Origin of the sequence: Flavihumibacter sp. UBA7668, assembly GCF_002483205.1 — a bacterium.
GTDB lineage: Bacteria > Bacteroidota > Bacteroidia > Chitinophagales > Chitinophagaceae > Flavihumibacter.
Genome location: NZ_DLHM01000003.1, coordinates 457,022 through 477,704, shown reverse-complemented (window position 1 = coordinate 477,704; position 20,683 = coordinate 457,022). Strand labels below are relative to the sequence as shown.

The window sequence follows — 20,683 nt, the reverse complement described above, 5'->3', positions numbered from 1 at the left end:
CCTAAACTACTGAAAAAACTCGTGGTAGGCCGCTGAATTATAGTTGCGGGCACCTTCGATCCGATCAACCAGTTCTCCTTTTTCATTAAAAATAAAGGTGGTTGGAATGCCTGATACTTCAAATAAAGAAGGAAGGGTCTGTTCTGCAAAATAAACAGGTGATTGAATCCCGTTTTTTAAAGCAAATTCAACTCCTTTTTTACGGTCTTTATCCACGGATAAGAGAACGATGGTTGATTTGGAGGTATCCATTTTAGCGTAGAGTTCATCCAGTGAGGGCATTTCTTCTATGCAGGGAAGGCACCAGGAGGCCCATAAATTAACCAGCAGTTTTTTCCCTTTTAAAGATGCAAGATCAAAGGGTTCATTCTTTATATTTACCAGCTTCACGGAGGGTAATGGTGATCCCGCCAGTTTGTTTTTCTGGTTCATTTCCTCAAAACTATTACTGGTCCTGGGTTTCATGGAATTATCGCAACCTGTCAGTATAATGCCGACCAGTATGCTTACCCATAATATTTTCTTCATATCCTGAAAATTACCAAATGATTTACTAAAAAAAGCTCAGCTTGTGACAAGAGTCGGTTAAATATGGTCCGATCCGATAATGGTCCAGTCTTTCTGTGCCATTCCTTTCTCCAGCCAGCGATCCATTTCGGCTGCGCAGGCGGGTAAGATAGCGAGATGTTTACCGGCTTGTTCGGCGATATCCAACATCAGACGGGCATCTTTCCTGCTCATTTGTAATTCCCAGGACGGCTGGTCGTAGTTGCCACTCAACATACGTGCCAGTCGGGTTGGTGCGGTTGCCCCTGCATTCCAGTTGTCGAATAATTTGGTGATATCCGCATTGGGAATATCCATCGATTTAGCAATAGCAAGCATATCTGCAATACCGGTTGTCATGGTTATCAAAAAGGAATTTCCCATTAGCTTGATGGCGGCTGCGCGACCCGGTTCTTTGCCATAATAGATTACTTTACCTGTCATGGGTGTAATCATGGGCATAACCTGTTCCAATTGTTCCGCATTACCAGAAATCAGCATAAATCCGGTGCTTTCAAGTGCATTTGCCGGCCCCATAAACACGGGAACATGCACGTAATGAATTCCTTTGGCAGCCCAGTTTTTTGTGCGGTCAATGGCGCCCTTCATCGTGGTTGTGGTATGGTCAAGGATAAAGCTGCCTGGCTGAATGGCTTCTTCTGCACTGGCTAATACAGCATCAACGGATGCGTCATCCGAGAGGGTCAGGTGAATGCGTTTGGTGCCACGAACAGCGTCCTTTATATCATTAAAAGCGATGGCACCGTCTGCTTCCAAAGCCGTTGCTTTTTCCGAGGAACGGTTCCATACCTGCACTTTTTCTCCTTTTTTCAACAGGGCTTTGGTAAAATTGGATCCCAGCAGCCCGGTGCCGATAAATGCGATCATAACTAACTATTTAGCAGGCTAAGGTCCGAAATCCGGCCAACTTTCCATCATCTTTAGTATAGGCAGCAAATCATTGGAGCGCAACCAGTTTTTCCAGGCAGGATCTGCTAATCGGTTAGGTTGTTGTTGACATGCTATCCAGATTTTTTGAGCAAAGAGGGGGCCCTTCTCATCGTAGAATTTACCCGCTGCAGCATGCCAGTTACTTTGGTACCATCCATAGTTTTTTGGAAATTCACGTCCGATTTTTTCATAGTTGTTTTCCAGTTCATCCAAACCCGTGTAAGGATACTCACTCGTGCCTGCAGCAATTACCATTTTGGGAAATGTTGTAAGTGCAGGCAGGGATTCCGGTTCTTTTTCGGCAATATAGGTATGTAATAAAAGGTTGCAATATAATTCAGCCATCCATTTGCGTTGTAATTGGATGGCAGCCTGCATATGAAAAGCATGGGCAAGTTCATGCAGGGCAAGTAGTTCGAAAAAATCTTCCATACTGCGTTCAGGATGGAAACTTTTCCAGAAAGGGTTATCGTGCGCGGCTACAATCAATGTTTTTTTGTCATCATAATGTGGCATGCCATAAACCAATTTCTGATTTGAATAGCGTGCCCAATCATTCTCATTCAACACCAATACATCCACATCCGGTTGAAAGGACAGGAGTTGATGGTAGTATTGATAGGCTAAATGTACCCGATTCGCAATAGTTGTTGCTTTGGATTCATATCCTTTGCTGTAATAAACATTGAACTCTTTTTTTGTAAGCTTTCCAAGTTTTGAATAATCCTGACCAAAAATTGAACTTGTTATCAGGGTGCCAAGCAGGCAGAAAAGGAAAGATGATTTCATGACTGATTATTTGCAACAAAATTCTATCAGGATTTTGCAGGCAAATAGTACAAACGCGACATTATAGCCGGAGGTTACGCTGCATTTTCATTGGCATTCGATCCAGTTCTTTTTCAATTCCACGGGGTGTTTGCCGGGCAAATTCTTTGAAATCCCGAATGAGGTGCATTTGGTCATAATAACCAACCGTATGGGCGATATTTGTCCAGGTGGTTGCAGGCATTTCTTCCCGCATACGATAGGCTTTTGAAAACCGGATCAGTCTTGCAAAATACTTAGGAGGAAGTCCAATTCTTTCTTTGCAAACCCGTTCCAATTGGCGGTTGCTTAAACAGGCGAGGGAAGCTACCTGATCAATGGGAAGTGTGCCATTGGATTTTAAGAGTTCCTGCATGGCGAGGTCAAATGGAAGTATTACTTTTTGATGCGCCAGTTGTTTTATCAGAAAGGATTCCATCAAATTTACCATTTCATCGAAATCAATACAATGTTGTAACATGTTCACTAAACTTGTGAGTGGTGTTCCGAAAAAATCGGTTGCATCAAAACTTTTATCCACCAGTTCATGCAAAGACATGCCTAACAAGCGGTATAATCCGGCCGGATGAAATCCAACCCGAATGGCCAGGTGCTCCTGGTGTAAACGTAAACTAACCGGACTGACCTGAGGCCCAACTATAACGGCAAGTGGTTGCCGGATATAAGGAGTGTTTTCATCAAATCGGGCACTTATCGGATCGCGCAGGTAGATGAACAGGGAGTTTTGCGGTGTTGGTTGATAGATGCAGCTGGCAGTTGGGTCATCCCGCTCAAAAATGGCATGTACGGGCATTATGCAATGAATACTATCTCGCAAAAGCGGGTGGGGGAGGTAAAACCTGGTTTCCAAGCCGGCTAGTTTATTGAAATATACCAATTATAATAAAATAAATCTCCCGTTATCTTCTGAAATCTATTATTCTGTGGAATGTAATCATATTAGCATTATGCTGATTTTCTGCACCTCCCAATCCATCCTCATAGGCAGTTCTGGAAACCAGTATAATGTCATTGTTTTCAAATTGCCAGTCTGCGTATTGAAATCCATGCTTCTGTATATCCGTACCCTGTAAGATGATTCTTTTTTTCTCCCAGTTTTGCAGATCAGCAGAGCATAATAATTGCAACGTATTTCGGGTACGTTCAACATTACCCCCCTGAAATTTAGTTGGAATTGCATTGGTGAGGGTCCAGTACTTGTTGGATACCGGATCTTTTCTGATGACAAATTTTTTACAGGCACCTGGAAGATGAATAAATCCGTTGGCGGTATCGAAACTTAGCAATCTTCCATTCTGCTCAATTTTCAATACAGCGGCAATTGTATCGGTTTTGCTATGTACGCGAAGAATATTTACAAGTTCTCCGTTGACGTTAACAACCATATTACCTTCCAGCCAGGCAGTTCCGATATGTAACTGGCTGCTGTCATAACTCAATTTATTGCTGATGGTCCAGCTCGACGATTTTAGTAAATCGCTGGTAATGGGAGCAGACATCACGAAGGCATTAAAACTTCCCCAGGGACCAGGCTGTTTCATTTCTTCCATGGCCCGATATATTCTTCCATTATTTATTACAACAGGAACGGCTGATGTATGTGCAATATATCCCCGCCTTACTTCATGTAAAATGCCTTTCTGTGCATCAATTGGTTCTGTCCAGGTTTTTCCTTCATCTTTGGAGACCCTGATGACTACATCTCCCTGTGGCAGCCTGGCTCCCATCATGTATAACAAGCCATTTAACTCAAAAAGATTAGACCAAAATTGTACAAATTCAGCAATTTTTATCCAGGATTTTCCTTTGTCGGTTGATTCGTATACCATGGTTACATGCTGGTTCTTCATTCCCTCACCAAACAGATCATGTGAAGCAATATATTTTCCATTTTTAAGTGCTACCAAAGCAGGAGAACCAACAAATACTTTTGAGGCAGCAGGCCGGTGAGCAATAACCACACCTGGAACCTTACTCAAATCTGGTTGCTGAGCCAATAATTTATGCTGCGGAAAGAAAATCAGGCATGCAAGGCTGGTTACTTTAAACATACTATCCTACTTAAACAACGTATTCAAAAATTCAGGATTCAATTCTACAGATGGTTTAAATGAACTACTGTTCATATATTCCAACAAACTATATTTTAACTGATTTGCAGTTAACCTTTCAGAAATAGATTGTTGAATATCAAAACTGCATATCAATAACTTTCCATTACCCATCTTAAGCTCGAGTAAACTTGCCAGGTTTTGATTACGAACAAAATTATCAATCGGACGAACTATGATTGCTTCATCCTGTATTTCATTTACAATCAGGGCCTTACTTTTGGTAACCAGATCCCACCATTGCCAGTTTGTGTAGCTATCTGTAGGGAAATCGGCCAGTGCCGGATGTTGATCTTTTATAAGCAATCCCATGGTGCCCGGCTGATCAGGGAAATGAACCGGACTCCAGAATACCGGAACAAATTTACCCTGAATACCCTCTAGGGTATCGGGGGGCGGACATAATAAAACTTTTGAACCATTTTTTAATGCAGCCAGAGCTTCAGTCTTTGAAAAGGTTACCAAAACAGCCCCTTCTGTAACAGTTAGATCTGCCGGATACACCCAAATTGGCCAGGTATTGCGATAGGCCGTTCCCTTAATGCCCACTTCTACTGTAAGTCTGGATGCTTTCTTAATTGTACCAAGACCGGCTTCAATACGACCAATCGGCAGCACATTTCCTACTCCAACATCCGCAACTGTAAATATTGAATCTGCCATTACGATATTATCATCATCCATTATTTTCCAGTAAAACTGTTGCTCTTTCAAAGGCTTAAAAAAATTTGACAACTCTATGCTTGCAGAAAATATTTCATTGTTACTGTAAGTTGCCTTGGGAAATCGAATGAGCGGAACAAGCGCACCACTGAATTGTTTAAATTCAGCCGCTGTAATAAATCCCTTCGACTCCCAAAAAGCATTTAATATACCCACCAGCGCTGTACCCTGCCCCGGAAAATCCTGCAATTGTAATAATTGAAATCCATCAAATTGAGGAGTTTTCATGGCACGTTCAATTTCTTCCTTATATAAAAGAGCTGCTAATTTTCCGGATGCTTGTAAAAACAATGGCGCCAGTGGCAACATGCCTTTTTTCTTCATATCCTCTCTGATCGAAATAAGGTTTACCGGCACCAGATTACCTTTATACCTGCTGATTTCATTGATATCAGGAAATACAGCGTACTGTCCAATTTCATGAGAAATCAGAGGAATAGCAATCTCTTTTGATGCAGTGCGAAAATCATCCGTAAACGACGGCAACTTATCGTTGAAAATACCTTGACCGCGTACCCATCCGTTTTTTGTCCATTGTGTAACAAAATATTCATCCCCTACCTGTGGAATTCCGGTAACTCCTTTTTGAAAAGAAAAAGTGGTGGTTGTATACAGGTGGCGTTTATCTTTTTGTTTCAACTCATTTACAAGTGAGGATAGTGCTGTAAAGTCTCCTTCCAGTTCGTTACCCATACTCATGAATAAAAAAGAAGGATGATTGCCATAGGATTTTATTATTCTGTGAGCTTCGCGTTTTAGAAAATTAAAGGCTGAAGTATCCTCCCCAACTTTCAGATTCCAGTGGGGCAATTCAACTTGCAGGTAAAATCCAACTTTATCTGCAGCAGTAAAGGCAGCAGATGGCGGGCACCAACTATGGAACCGGAATGTATTGAGACCATAGGATTTCGCTTTTTCAAATAGCAGTTCCCAGCTTGGGATATCCATAGGAGGGTAACCAGTAAGTGGGAAAATGACACATTCCAAATTTCCCCTCACAAAAATTTGCTGATTGTTTAAATAAAGTGCCGCATTCTTTGCTTCGAAGGATCTGATTCCAAATGCTGTTCTCGTTGTATCTTTGCCAATAGCAGATTGTAACACCGTAACTAATTCGTACCGCTGCGGATTAAATTCATCCCAATAAACAACATGATCGGCAAATGGAATTTTTAAGTTGACCTGTCTGGTGGCTGCAGCCAGTTTAGCCGTCTTGACGGGCCAGTTTTTTCCTGTTTTGAGATCTGTTACATAGGCATTTAATCGATCACTGGCATTGATTGACTCTAATGCAACCTCTACTTCCAATACCTTTTTTTTAAGATCCGCACTTATAACTACATTATCAATTCGTTGGGCTCGTTCTGCAACTAAGGCAATTTCCCCTAAAATACCATTCCATTTTATTTGTGTGTGATTGGTATACGCATGTGTCATTTCACTACTCTGCTCAGACGCATACTGTTTAGCATAGATATTAATGCCCGGAAAAATATTACTGTTATCAACAATAATGCTTAACTCATGTGTGTGCCCGGCAATCAGTTTACCGGAAAGATCATATTCATGGGCCGCTACCAGGCTTTCACCGGTTTGCGAAATTTTTTTGCCGTCTATTTCAACCCACGATTTCCATAGAACCCGTTCCAAAATTAATTTAATTTTTTTTGAACCCCAATTTTTAGGAATACTGACTCTACGTGTATACTTCGCTTTTCCTACATATTCAGCTTTTCGTGTAAGATGGCCCAATGTACTGATGTCTAATTTAGGTGTAAGATCCAATGCCTGGCCAATACCTGCATCATCAAGTGTTCCGGGCAAGTGAATGCGTTGGAGGGAACTGTTTGGAATATCAAGCTCAACGTTCCACTCTCCACTCAGAGACAATTTTTCTGGTGATGTTTTTTGTGCAAACGAATAAGCGACGCCAACAAACAAAAAGACCAGTAACCATCCAAATTTCATAATATTAAATTTTACATCGTAATAGAACTATTTCATATAAATGCTGCACTACCACCATCTTCAGGTAATACCTCATAGGAAAGTAAACTCAAACCGCAATACTGCTCATAGGCCATAGTAATTTCGTTTTCCCAGGCATCCTTTTCGTCAGCTTTAACCAGATTAATGGTGCACCCTCCAAAGCCTCCTCCCATCATTCGAGCACCTTCCACCGCTTTATGATTTGCAGAAAATTGTACCAGAAAATCCAATTCATTACAACTAACTTCATATTGACCGCTCAGTCCATCGTGCGTCTCAAACATCTTTTTACCAAAATTCTTCAAATTTCCATTTTGCAAATCTTCTGCGGCAGCCAATACCCGGGCATTTTCTTCCACAACATACCTGCAGCGTTGATACACCAGTTGATCCAATGGTAAAGCATATTCGTCCAACATAGAAAGTGATACATCCCGAAGGCTCTTAACATCAGGCAACTTAGCCTGAATGATAGCAACGCCCTGTAAACATTGTAATCTACGCTCATTGTAAGCAGTAGAAGCCAAAGAATGTTTTACACGGGTATCTAATAACACAATCCTTCTTACATTTAGTTCCAGGGGCTTATACACATAATCAAGCGAGCGGCAATCAAGTTGCATAACATGGTTGTTTTTTCCGAATACACTTGCAAACTGATCCATTATTCCGCATTGTACCCCGGCAAATGTATGCTCTGCCAACTGTGCCAGTTTAACCATTGTTAACTTATTGAGTTCAAGTTGAAACAACTGGTTCAAACCAATGATAGTGGTACATTCCATGGCAGCAGAAGAGGACAGTCCGGCACCCAACGGAACATCGCCACCAATAACAATATTAAATCCACCTTGCACATGACCGTTAATCAGCAACTGATCTACTACTCCCTTTACATAATTGGTCCAGCTGTCTTTTATGGGGATTAATTGATTTAGATCCGCTTCTTCGTATAATTTAAAATCAGCAGAATAAAGTCCAATCCGGTTATCCGATCGTTTACCGAGTACTGCGTAAATTTTTTTATCAATTGCTGCAGGCATTACATAACCTTCATTATAATCAGTATGTTCACCAATCAGGTTAATTCTTCCTGGTGAAGAAGCCAATACTTCAGGAGCTGATCCAAATATGGATGCATATAATTGCTTGAGCTGGTCAATCATTTTATTGATAGGTTCCGGTGATTGTTATAACTGATTTAGGTGTAATTATCATTGGATCAGATCCAGACTTAACCTGATGCCTGAGTTCCTGCGTGCCGGAAGTTGTATAAACATGCACTTCATCACTTGCCAATTGAATACCCGATAAATTCATTTCCTCTTCCACGATTGTCATATTGATAAGCACCAGTACAAATTCTTTTGTAGTGGGATTTTTATAGGCAGATAACATCAGGTTGGTTGCCGCTGTTCTTGTATCCGTATTTTTTTCCAAACTGGCATCGACACGAATCATCCCAGGCCTTATAAAACGGGCGTAATTTCCAAAAGCCCATAACATTTTGGATGGATACACCAATCCATCCTGCTGTGTGGAAGCCAATTCTCCCATTGTGCCGCTATTATCTGCCACGTACACCAACCCGTCTTTATAATCAGACGGACTAACACCCAGCCACCACTGCCAGGAGCTGGCATTTCCCACAACAATATCTGTATGCACGATGCGTGCTATATAAAGAGCAGTTTGAATACCAAGATCTCTGCCATTTCCCTGAATATTATCTTCAGCACCCAGTATGCAATATTCCGATTGCCAATATCCTACTGAAGGATTAACGGATTGCATTCTTGCGGCAAGTTGTTCACGATTACTGATTAAGGAAGACACATCAGGCTGAGCAAAATAACTATGGGCGCTTAATACCGGAGCAACGGTGGGAAGTGACCCTATATAACCTGCACTTGATGGATTCCAGAAATAATTAAATACATCACTTCTTTGTGCGGCATTGGCCACCGGTCCAAATGCATAGTTAACTGCTGCTACTTCCCCTGCTGCAATTTTAGTAGATAGCCCTTTCTGTGTAAGTTGCTGATCAAGTGCTTTAATAAGAGTAACCGCTTCTTCATTGGTAGCAGGTGTGCCTTCCTGGCTTGCGAGGCCATTACTTCCCGCTGTCCAGTCCCATTGCGGTTCATTTAAGGGACTCAAATAATTAATCGGAATGCCTGAATTAGAATAATGTTTTGCGGTTTCTGATAAGAAATCTGCAAAAGCAACCATTTTACCAGGTTTTAAATTCAGCTTACCGAGATCTTCACCTCCTGGTGCAAATGCTTTTCCGTTCTTAGTCATATGAACCGGAGGACTGATGGAAAAAAGTAAAAAATTTTCAACACCACGATCTTTTGCAGCTTTGGCAAACCACTGATTACCGGCCTGCTTAGTGAAGTCATAACTATCATCTGCCAACAGAAATGATTCTTCTCTTCTCCAAGGAGAAGCTATCTGACTTTCATCTCCCTGCTCAAAACTACCTGCGCCAATATTGATTCGCCACATAGATAAACCAATGCCTTTCGGATTTCCCTGAGCGTCCACTTCTTTGCTAAATAGCAGGTCGGCTATTTGATTTCTTTTTTCTTCAGGCCAGTTTTTCCCAATAAATTTTATACCCCAGCAATCGGATGCGCCAAAGCTGTGCATGGTCTGTTTTTCTGCAGACAGATTGATGGAAGCAATCAAGGGTCTTTTTTGATTACAGGTATCGATTCCTTCAACCATACAGGGGTCTGCGGGCATGGGTGGTGGCCCCGCTTTACTGCAGGCGATTAATACAATTGCCAGTACAGAAAAAATATTCATCTTAAGCATAATTTAATCATTTAAAAAGTTCAATCAATATCCCGGATTTTGAACCATTGCACTATTATTATTCAGCGCACTGGAAGGGATGGGCCATAATTCGTGAATACCTTCTTTAAAATAAAAACCTTTATTAAGTGGTTCGCGGTGGCCGGCAGTTTCAATTGGATCAGTATTGATGGTAGTATTATATCTTACAAAGCTTCCATCAGGGCCCATTAAATGTGCAATGAGTTTTTTGCCTCCAATAGTAATTCTTCGAATGTCATCCCACCGGAAGGTTCCTTCACCCGCCAGCTCTAACCTTCTTTCTAACCAGATGGCTTCTTTTAAGGCATCACCTGATAAATTTTCTTTTTCAGGAAGATCAACCCTTCTTCTTACCTGATTAAGCGCCTGCAAAGCGATATCCGGTTTATTATTAAAAGCAGCTGCTTCCGCAAGCATTAATAATACTTCTGCATAGCGCATTTTAATATAATTATATGGCCAGGGATCTCCAACACGATAACTTAGCGGAATATAGAATTTTCGATAATAACGAAACGAGGTATGAGCAGGTTTTCCATTAATCTTATGTTCAGGGAAAATGCGTGCCGGGCTTTCATTATGAACCAATTCTCCCGCTTTCAGGATAGTGGCTAAACGACGTACATCATCACCTTCATTGAGGTATGCATTTTCCAGATCACTGGTGAGGCCAAACCATCCCCAGCCGCCGTCAACAGATGCCGCACCGGTAACAACGCCAGGTAATGGACCTCTTGATAAAGGAGCAGCGTTTACATAATTTACTTCAAATAAACTTTCTGAACCATGCATGTTATCAGGTTCAAAGAGGGAGTTGAATGGTACCTGCAGCGCATATTTTCCACTATTAACAATAACTTGCGCAGTTTGCTCAGCATTTACATAGTCTTCTGTAAACAGATAGGCTTTCGCTAATAAACCAAGCGCTGCTCCACGGGTGGCTCTTCCCATATCTGAAGCGCTGTACTCGTCTTTTTCTGGCAGAACAGCAGCGGCTTCTGTTAAATCCTGAATAACCTGCTGATACAATTCCTGCACCGGTGTACGAGGTAGAAATAATACGCCGTCTGTTGATTCAAATTGATTATTCATCACATCATCACCAAAGTTCTTTGCCAATTCAAAATAAAAGAAGGCGCGAAGAAATTTCACTTCGGCCACATATCTATCTTTTAGCGACTCCGGAAGCGATGTAACTGCCGGCATTCCGGAAATTACAAAATTGCAATTGCGGATTCCTTCATGCATATTCTTGTAAAAATTCTCAATATAACTTACAAAAGAATTTAATCCGGTAAAGTCACTTACACCCAGTTCAACGGGTCTGTCCTGATAATCATTGGCAGCCCATCCATCATCGGTGGAAGATTCCATTTGTAATCTTGGAAAAAGTACCTGATTCCAATCGGCACCATCCATGTAGGCATAACAGGCATTTACGATGGCTCTTGCATTTTCTGGATCATTTAGGGAACCTGTTTGTGCATTAATACCAATCAATTCCTTATCAAGAAAATTTTTACTGCAGGAGAGCAGGGAAATTGCCAATACTGTAGCAAGTATGGGAGGAAAATATTTTTTAAATAGCATAACAAATCATTTAAATATGAAATAATCAAAAGCCTACAGATAAACCAACCGTAATGGCTTTACGAACAGGCGACTGCGAAAGATCAAAACCGGGAGCCAATACACCAAAATCATTATTAAATATTTCCGGATTGAGTCCTTTATAACTGGTAATCGTTAAAATATTCTGCATGTTCACGTATGCGCGAAGTTTTTTTAGTTTGATTCGACTTGCCAAAACCTCGCTGAAAGTATAGCCAAGCTGAACATTATTAAACCTGAAATAATTGCCCTTTTCTATAAACCAGGAATTGGAAGATTTGAGGTTATTATTGGCATCCTGGGCATCGTTGATGAAACGCGGATAGTCATTTGTACTTCCATCTCCATTCCAGGCTTTATCTAACGAACCAGCCATCACATTGGAACCCAGTGAACCCATTTCAAGCCATTTTTTGGCTACCCAGAAAACTTCATGACCAAATCGTCCAAATCCTGTTACGGCTACATCAAATCCTTTGTAACCAACGCGGAGATTAATTCCAAGATCCAGGTCGGGATATGCATTTCCAATAACCGTTTTATCTTCTTCATTAATAACTCCATCTCCATTCAGATCAGCAAAAATAAAGTCTCCGGCTACGGCATTCGGCTGTATGAGATTTCCTGATTTGTCTGTGTGTGCATTTAAATCAAACTCGTTCTGAAATACGCCCAGCACCTGGTAGCCGAAAAAATTACCGAGTTGTCCGCCACCTTTGTCAATCTTTACCAGGTTCCCACCAAGATCTTCTCCTACCCGGTAGGTACCTTGTGAGCTGGCTAATAAGGGTACATTATTATTGGTGCCTAATTCATTCAGGTAAACTTTGGCGCGAGACATATTCACGCTGACATCGTAATTAAATCCGCTTGCAAAGCGTTCTTTGAACCCAACTACTGCTTCCATACCTTTTACTTCCATAGTACCCAGGTTATACCATGCACCAGAACGAATGCCCAGATCGGGCCTTCCTGCATTATCGAAAAACAAGAGGTCTTTTGATTTTCGATTATACATTTCAAAATTTACATAGAGCCTGTTTTTTAACCAGTAAGATTCTACAGCAAAGTTCATATCCTGAGTAGTTTCCCAAATCAGGTTAGGATTTCCGGGCCTGCCCAGTGCCAGAATATTACTAACTGCTCCGCCCATCACATAAAAATTGTCTGCACCACCATAACTTACAATTCTTCGGCTAAGCAGGTCTAATCCTACTGAAGGATCACTGAAAGAAGCATTACCTACAGTGCCGTATCCTGCTCTGATTTTCAGGAATGATAAGGGTTTAATATTTTGGATAAATTTTTCCTGAGTAACAATCCAGGAACCTGAAATGGAAGGAAAGTTTCCGTATTTTTTATTATCAGGAAAACGGGAAGATCCATCCCTTCTGATAGCCATTTCAATAAAGTATTTATTGTTGAACTCATAATTCAATCTGGCAAAAGAGGATGCCCAGGTTTCATTGTAACGGCTGCCATTAGCATTCAGGAAATTATCGGGAGAGGTTGCCAAAATTGGTGTACCTGCATTACTGGGGTTCCATAAGCCAGGCTGATCAACAGGAATGTATGCACGGGCTGCACCATTGCTTGCCCCACTTTCCTTTCTTGATTCATATCCGATAAGTACATTAAAGCGATGCTCCTCATTAATGGTAAATAAGTAATTGGCTGTATTGGTTAACCGCCAGTCCATACTGTAACCTGCGCTGGAATAGGCTCTTGACGAATAGAGATAATTATCTTTAGTCTGATCAGGATTCACGGCTACACTATCGTAGTTCTGATCACGAGCACCAAAAAAATTATTAAAGAAAGGTGGTGAGTAAGAGCGGGAAAAATTATTACTGGTATTTAATCCTGCCTGGGTTCTGATTGTAAGATTCTTAACGGGCATGATATCAATATGCACATCCCCTGTTAGCCCCAATGCATAGTTTTGATTGTGTCTGCTCCTTGCCAGCACTGCAGCCGGATTGGCATTTCGCTCAATGGCAGATGCAGAGAATTGACTGTATTCATTTTGACCGGATCGTATGTTATAAATGGGTAAAATGGGCTCGGTACGAAGGGCAGACATAAGGTCTCCACCCAGGCCGCTATTCTGCCAGTTTTCAAACCGTGGATAGATGGTAGTTCCCATTTTCACAAACTTACTGGGCTTGTAATCGAGGTTCACCCTACCGGTTGCACGTTGGGTAGATCCGTTATAGAAAGGGCCTTCCGTACGATAATAACTTAAACTCGCGTAGCTGGTTAATTTTTCACCACCACCACTTACCCCCACGTTGGCAGTAACTACATTAGTGGGAACAATAACCGTTTTCCACCAATCTGTATTAGTCGCCCACCCTGGAGTAGTATAATTATTAAATCTTCTTTGTTGCACGCCCAGATATTCGGTTGCATTTGCCATGCCCGGATTTGAATAAAATTCCTGCCCGTAATTGACATCCACATCGGTTTGAACTACCCCTGCTTTACCCTTTTTAGTAGTGATCACAATTACACCACCAGATGCATCCGATCCATAAATGGCGGCTGCAGCACCGTCTTTCAGAATATCAATATTTTCCACATCGTTGATGTTTATCATATTGAGATTAGCCCTCCCCAGATTGATTCCATCCATAATGATCAAAGGGTCTGAGCTGGTATTAAGTGAAGTAAAACCACGTATCAATATTTTCGGATAACCTCCACTGGTATTGGTAACCTGCACCCCGGTAACTTTACCCTGCAGCAGGGTTCCCATATTGTAACCGGTCTGATTCTGAATTTCCTTTGCTTTGATAGATGCAATGGAAGAAGAAACAGCCAATTTTTTACTTTTACCATATCCAATATCTACTACTACTTCCACATCATCCAAACTTGCACCCAGAGAAGTAAGCTGAACTGTTAGATTTTGCGTTGCCCTTATGTCAGTGGTTTGAAAACCAACATAAGAAATGGTAAGGATGTTTCCTGGCGCAGTTGTTAATGTAAATTTACCATCGGGGTTAGTTGTAGTGGTACTACCGCCATTTTTAATGGTAACTGTTGCGCCTGCCAGGGGTTCACCTGTTTCAGTTTGAACAATTCCATTAACAGTGATGGTTGTTTGAGAAAATACATCTGCAACTGCAATTATAAAAAAGAGCAAAGCAGGCAGTAGGGTTCTAAGCAATCGTTTCATAACCATTTAGTTTAATTCGTTATTGTTTTTCGAATTTTGAACGGTTGATATAGGTATCAAACGTTACTTTATAAGTAACTGGAGCAGACGTTATTGGAAATCCACCACCATTGGCGCCGTCATTGGGGATAGTGTATTCAGGATTTGGCCCATTATCAAAACGCCAGAAATCTGTCCAACCATTATTTGTAGTGAAAATGAACTGTGCTTCGGTATAAGTTTGGCCGGGAGGGATTCCCAACTTTACCAATTTGGTAAACCGATAAGGGTTGTCTGGATCTTTGTCTAACAAAATAATATTGGGCAATGCATTCTGCCAGGCCATAGCCGGATAGTCGTAAAAACCCTGACCAGCAATAGCCACCTGATTAAATGCGCCAGCCGGGTCTGGTGTGGGAAGTTGTTCTACTACATAATCAAGACTAAGTGTATTATAAGCAATACTAAAATAGCCTTTTGCATTTAATACAATTGGTTCAGCAGTTGCAGGATCTGCTATTAATTTGGAAGAATTGGCAGGATCTTTACCATACAATGCTCTTTCAAAATCAGTTTTACTGGGCGTAAACCAAATATTGGTACCTGCTGCTTCCGAATAATACAAGGCCCTGTAACTATAGGCACCGGTTTTATCAACGCGCATAGGCACTCCAAATAATGCAGTGGAGGCGGCTGGAGCCTCTTTATTGTCTGTCAAATACATTCTGGGAAAATCTGTATCCTGCATTACCACAATTTCTTTAGTGGACTCTATGCCTCCAACGTTGGTGCCCGTTAGTACAATTGTATGTATTTTATTGGCAGCATTCTCCGGCATCCTGAATTTGTACTGAACTCTGTATGTGGCAGGGTTGCTGCTGTCTTGTAAAGAGATGGTATTATTTAAAAACCATTCATCATAACGAAGATTAAATGAGCGTAAGCCAACCTGATCAGTCAGCAGCGCATCGATCGTAAAAATTGATCCCTGAACAGCAATAATAGTGTCTCTGGTTAGTGCAATTTCAGGAGGATTAGGTGCATCTGGCAAATCATCTTTTCTACATGCCATCAGGCAACTTAGCAGGAAGGCCAGCAGCAGCAGCAATGCGTTGGTGTTTTTTTTCATATAGCAGTTATTTGTTTGAACAGATCTAATTTCACATCATTTATAGTTTGCAACAATGGATTTTATCATTAAACTAATGGATATAAATATTGGTGTTTAAGTACGCGTTGGTGAAGCAATGCTCCCGCATGAACAGGATCCAGTAAAAGCACTTTATCAAAGCAATAGCCCGCTTTATCTGCTTCTCCAAGCCCCATCCATCCCAATGCCTGGAGATAATGGCAATGGATATTATTACGTACTATAAGGTCTTCATCAAAAATCATCAGATCAGGGTGCGAAACTGCAAAAAAATCCATTTTTATTTCTTTATTCAGGTTTGCAGTTCCATAATCTATCAACGAAACAAAGCGGTTACTGGCGGCTTCAATATCACCCAATTTCAACAATGCCATTCCCTGATAAAATATTTTATCGGGTTGCTGATCATTGTAAAAAAAAGCCATGGAAGGTTCAGTTAATCCGGAAGATGCTTTTCTCCAATAGTGTGTGGCATCTGCAGGCTGGTTCATTTTGTCATATACACAACCTAACCAATATTGAATATCATTTTCCTGTGCACCTGCAAGCTTTCCTTCACCCAGACAATCAGGATAGGTTTGGGCGGCAGTTAAACATTCTAAAGCCAATGCATAGTCGTCGTTACGATATGCCTCTTTTGCTAATTCAACCTGTATCTGAATATGTTGACCGGATGTTTTACCTTCTCCACCCTCCCATGGGTGAAATCGACGTTGGTATAGCAATGCTGATGCTTCTTTAATTTTGTTCAATACAGTATGAAGTTGAACATACTCAATGTACAGATCATCTCTTTCTTTTATTAGTTCCGGATAATTGCTCAGGAAAGTAAGCCGCTCTGCAGGTTCAACTTTTAATATTTTTTTCAACTGATCCAGCTCAAATAATATTCGAGCATCGGTGGTGTCTGCTTCAAATGCGGCGGACAATAATTTCAGTGCCTCCTGCCTGCGTCCAAACTTGTTAAAATAGGTAATACACAGATTACGTAATACAGTCGGGAAACTATTATTAATTTGAATGGATTGTTCCCAACAAATTTTAGCATCCTCATATCTCCGTTTGGAGAAATAATAATTACCCAGATAGTAAAGTGCTTTGTAATCGGTTGGATGGATCAGTAATACCTGCTTAAGTACTTCCACATCTTCAATTCGATTTGGGAAAACACGATCAGGAGAGCATTCAAATCCCTTTAAGATCATTTTTTTCCCCAGTTCCTGATTCCCTTTTTTATATTGATAATAACCCAGATAATAATGAACCAGTGGATAGTTAGTAGATGCTTCAATTATTTCCAATAATTGAATGGCAGCATCCATATCACCGGCTGAAGAATAATCGAGAGATATTTCTATATAGGTATGCACATTTCCACGCATCAATTCCTTCAACTCGCCAAGCTGTTTATGGCTTTCAGATTGCTTTCCGGCCTGGTTTAGCAACAGATACAATTCAAACAAATTTCCGAAATCAAATAAATCCTGCTTTACAGCATTAATTGCCGAATCCAATGCAAGATCCAGTTTATTGGAATGGCGGAGTATAATTGTTTTCAGATGCCGCCCTTTTGCACTTAAGTAATTTCTGTTAAGCGAAGCTTCTGCATGCAATAAAGCCGAGGTATAATTCTTGCGGATACAATCAATATAAGCAAGTTGCATAAACGCATTATCCTGCATGGCTGCATTCCAGGTAGATTTATAAAAATTGGAATACGCTTCTTCATAGCGTTCCTGAAATTTGAGCGCTAAACCCAGGTTGTATAAGGGTTCTCCTTCGTATGGGTTTGGATTGTGTTTATTCAGCTTTTGAATTGCTTTTTCAAAATAGGTTTCACTTATTTTAAATAATCCTTTTCTTAAATACAATAACCCCATTGCGTTATTGGTACGAACATCAGAAGGGTCTCTGCGCAGAGCTTCGCGATAATAGTCCTCTGCATTATATGTAGCATGCCGGTATTGCTCCAGATGTAAGCCTGCGAGGTACAATTCTTCCACGCTATTTACATCCAGTGGTGATGGAATAGGTTTTGCAGGATCTGGCAGAGCTTCCTCCTGATCAGGAACCGGCGTATAACTAACCAGCAATTGATCGTTTTCATCGAATACCTCTACGGTGAACGCTGTATCCGGTAAATGGTTCAAAGGGAGTTCAATAGTTTTTTTATAGGCGTTCTCGGGACCAAGTTCCAACTGTTCGGAAAAAATGATTGTTGCTTCATTACGCAAGCAGATTTTTATTTTTCTGCGTTGGGTAATATATACCTGAATGGTAGCAGTAGCATTGGCAAACTCAAGGTTCACCATAGCATCAATGGAAGCATTTTTTACCTTACCAATTTCTTTGTACGGCATAAAATATTGGCGAAACTCCCGCACTTCATTTGGCATAATCCAACTAAAATCAGGCTGGTTGTCTGTATAAACGCCACACATCAATTCGAAATATGGTCCATCTTCATCAGTCAGGTGTTTATCCCATGCTTTTCCAAATTCACCCGATCCCCAGGTCCATTGTTTTTTACCCGGACTAACATGATGGTTGGCTATATGCATTAAGCCGGCCCGTTTTTTATGGTGATATCCGCCAACAAAATTGAAGTTACTTTTACCGGCCATGTAGGAGGTTGGTACCGGAATATTGTTATATATGGAAATGTCAGTACCCGGAGAATAATCAATTTTATAGTAGGTTCCCGTTGCAATTGGAAAAGAACTTACATCTCTTTTGCCATGATCATATACAGCATGCACATCAGGAGGAAATATACTTTGATAATGTTCATCCACTGCTACTGCAGGATTAGCCCACCATAAGAACGTTTGTGGAAACGGGGTACGGTTATGAAGCTTTGCATGTAATTCTATATAGGCCCTATCAGGATATAAAGTAAATCCAAGCGAACACCTGGTTCTGAACATTATTTCGTATTCATTTACCCAAATAGTTTTACTTCCATCTGCATTTTCTTCAATACTGAAATCAGTAGCATCAAAAGTAGACGGACGGTGGTGTTGCGGCCAGTTAAATTCAATCCCTCCACTGATCCATGGACCGGCTAGTCCAACCAGTGCAGGTTTTATTACCTGATTATAATAAACAAAATGATAATCATTTGTTTTATCATACGCCATTTGAATTCGCCCGCCTAATTCAGGCAAAATCATCACTTTCAGAAATTCATTTTCCAGGTAAAGTGCTATCCATTCTTTATCTTCTTTACGATCATAAACTTTATCAATAACAGGATAAGGATACACAACTCCGCTGCTTCCCTGATAAACCCTTTTCTCAAGAAACATGGGATTTTTGTCAGGTTCGCCGATCCTATAGGTAGGAATGGTTACAGATTCCTTCCATGCTTTTACTTCCATGACTATATAATGGTTTTGTGATTTAGTGGGTAAAAAAACTTTCTCCGGTTTCTTCGAGTGATTTACCTTTTGTTTCCCTGACCTTCATTTTTATAAAAATGAATCCGGCAGCACATATGCCAGCGTATAGGTAAAAAGGCGTATAGGTTCCAAGTTTACTGGCCAGAATTGGAAATGTAAAAACAAGCAATGCATAAGCGAGCCAAAGTGCTACCACTGCGGTGGAAACTGCTAATCCTCTTACATGGGTGGGAAATATTTCTGCAATTAAAATCCAGGTAACCGGGGCTAACGACATAGCATATACGCCAATTGCGGCCAGTAATGTCCAGGCTGCTGCACTAGATTGTTGCTGCAATAAAAAACCGCTGAGCAGGTATAAAACCGACAGGCCTCCGGCACCAAAAAGCATCAGAGGTTTTCTGCCAATTTTATCAACCTGCCACATCGCCAACAGTGTGAATAGCAGATTAACAATCCCAATAAATACCGTTTGTTTTAACTGATCATCCTGATCAAATCCAATGCTTGCAAAAATGGTAGTTGTAAAATTGAACACCACATTAATACCGCAAAATTGTTGAAAAACAGCTAACCCCATACCAACCAATAATGCGGGCAAAACAGCTTTATGAAAAAGTTGGGAATAGCGAACCTTAGATTCACTGGTTATCTGCATACCAGAAGAATTCAACATATTATTGGCATAAGTCTTTCCACCAATTTTTGACAATACCTGGTATGCCTGATGATTTTTTCCTGCCTTACACAACCATCTGGGACTTTCTGGCAGCCACCAAACACCTGCCAGAAAAAGTGCAGCAGGTACTGCACCTAAACCCACCATCCATCTCCAGGCATCGGGTCCATCATTTCTAAGGCTGTAGTTTACAATATTGGTAATTAAAATACCTAGTACAATGGTGAGTTGATTAATAGCAATCATTCGTCCACGGGTTGCGGAAGGTGCTATTTCAGCAATGTAAAGCGGAGATAGGGTGGATGCCATTCCTACGCCAATACCTGCAATAAATCGACAGGCAATAAAAAAATCGCGACTGGTAGCGGCAGCCATTGCTAAGGAAGAAAGAAAAAAGATGGCAGCCGCCAGTAACAAACCGGGTTTTCTGCCATATTTATCGGAAAGGTTACCCGCTAACAGACATCCAATTACACAACCGAGCGCTAATGAGGCTGTTGCAAAACCATCCCAGTATTCATTAAAGGAAAATTGATCGCGAAGAAAAGGCAATGCGCCAGCAATAACAGCAAAATCAAAACCAAATAAATATCCACCCAGGGCAGAAATAAATGCCATCGAGAATACAAATCGATTATTAATTTTTATAGCATCGTTATTCATATAGCAAGCCTTGAAGTCTTACAAAGA

At 40.9% G+C, this 20,683-nt stretch carries 13 protein-coding genes; all 13 read right to left on the bottom strand.

What is annotated here, in order from left to right; translation table 11 throughout:
• Positions 1-6: 6 nt before the first annotated feature.
• Positions 7-528 carry a TlpA family protein disulfide reductase gene (locus B2746_RS07790; protein ID WP_290792299.1) on the bottom strand — a complete coding sequence of 174 codons (522 nt, stop codon included), beginning with the start codon at positions 526-528 and terminating at the stop codon, positions 7-9.
• Between the two features lie 57 nt (positions 529-585).
• On the bottom strand, positions 586-1,434 hold the full coding sequence (locus B2746_RS07785) for an NAD(P)-dependent oxidoreductase (protein WP_290792298.1): 849 nt from the start codon (positions 1,432-1,434) through the stop codon (positions 586-588).
• Between the two features lie 18 nt (positions 1,435-1,452).
• Positions 1,453-2,286 carry a hypothetical protein gene (locus B2746_RS07780; RefSeq protein WP_290792297.1) on the bottom strand — a complete coding sequence of 278 codons (834 nt, stop codon included), beginning with the start codon at positions 2,284-2,286 and terminating at the stop codon, positions 1,453-1,455.
• Positions 2,287-2,347: 61 nt separating this feature from the next.
• Positions 2,348-3,175, bottom strand: coding sequence for a helix-turn-helix domain-containing protein (locus tag B2746_RS07775; RefSeq protein WP_290792296.1), 828 nt, complete (start codon positions 3,173-3,175; stop codon positions 2,348-2,350).
• A 49-nt stretch (positions 3,176-3,224) separates the two neighbouring features.
• A complete protein-coding gene (locus tag B2746_RS07770; protein WP_290792295.1) occupies positions 3,225-4,376 on the bottom strand; it encodes a sialidase family protein in 1,152 nt (383 codons plus the stop codon).
• Between the two features lie 6 nt (positions 4,377-4,382).
• Positions 4,383-7,127: a glycoside hydrolase family 2 gene (locus tag B2746_RS07765; protein WP_290792294.1), complete on the bottom strand. Its 2,745-nt coding sequence runs from the start codon at positions 7,125-7,127 to the stop codon at positions 4,383-4,385.
• 32 nt (positions 7,128-7,159) lie between these two features.
• Positions 7,160-8,314: a galactokinase gene (gene galK / locus B2746_RS07760; RefSeq protein WP_290792293.1), complete on the bottom strand. Its 1,155-nt coding sequence runs from the start codon at positions 8,312-8,314 to the stop codon at positions 7,160-7,162.
• A gap of 1 nt (position 8,315) precedes the next feature.
• Entirely contained in the window at positions 8,316-9,962 is a 1,647-nt protein-coding gene (locus B2746_RS07755; RefSeq protein WP_290792292.1) for a glycoside hydrolase, read from the bottom strand.
• Positions 9,963-9,995: 33 nt separating this feature from the next.
• Positions 9,996-11,582: a RagB/SusD family nutrient uptake outer membrane protein gene (locus B2746_RS07750; protein WP_290792291.1), complete on the bottom strand. Its 1,587-nt coding sequence runs from the start codon at positions 11,580-11,582 to the stop codon at positions 9,996-9,998.
• A gap of 25 nt (positions 11,583-11,607) precedes the next feature.
• A complete protein-coding gene (locus tag B2746_RS07745; protein WP_290792290.1) occupies positions 11,608-14,784 on the bottom strand; it encodes a SusC/RagA family TonB-linked outer membrane protein in 3,177 nt (1,058 codons plus the stop codon).
• Between the two features lie 19 nt (positions 14,785-14,803).
• The gene (locus B2746_RS07740) at positions 14,804-15,892 is read right to left on the bottom strand and encodes a hypothetical protein (RefSeq protein WP_290792289.1); all 1,089 of its coding nucleotides are present in this window, start codon (positions 15,890-15,892) and stop codon (positions 14,804-14,806) included.
• 68 nt (positions 15,893-15,960) lie between these two features.
• A complete protein-coding gene (locus tag B2746_RS07735; RefSeq protein WP_290792288.1) occupies positions 15,961-19,293 on the bottom strand; it encodes a DUF5107 domain-containing protein in 3,333 nt (1,110 codons plus the stop codon).
• Positions 19,294-19,315: 22 nt separating this feature from the next.
• Positions 19,316-20,656 (bottom strand): sugar porter family MFS transporter, encoded by a 1,341-nt coding sequence (locus B2746_RS07730; protein ID WP_290792287.1) that lies wholly within the window; start codon positions 20,654-20,656, stop codon positions 19,316-19,318.
• Positions 20,657-20,683 lie beyond the last annotated feature (27 nt).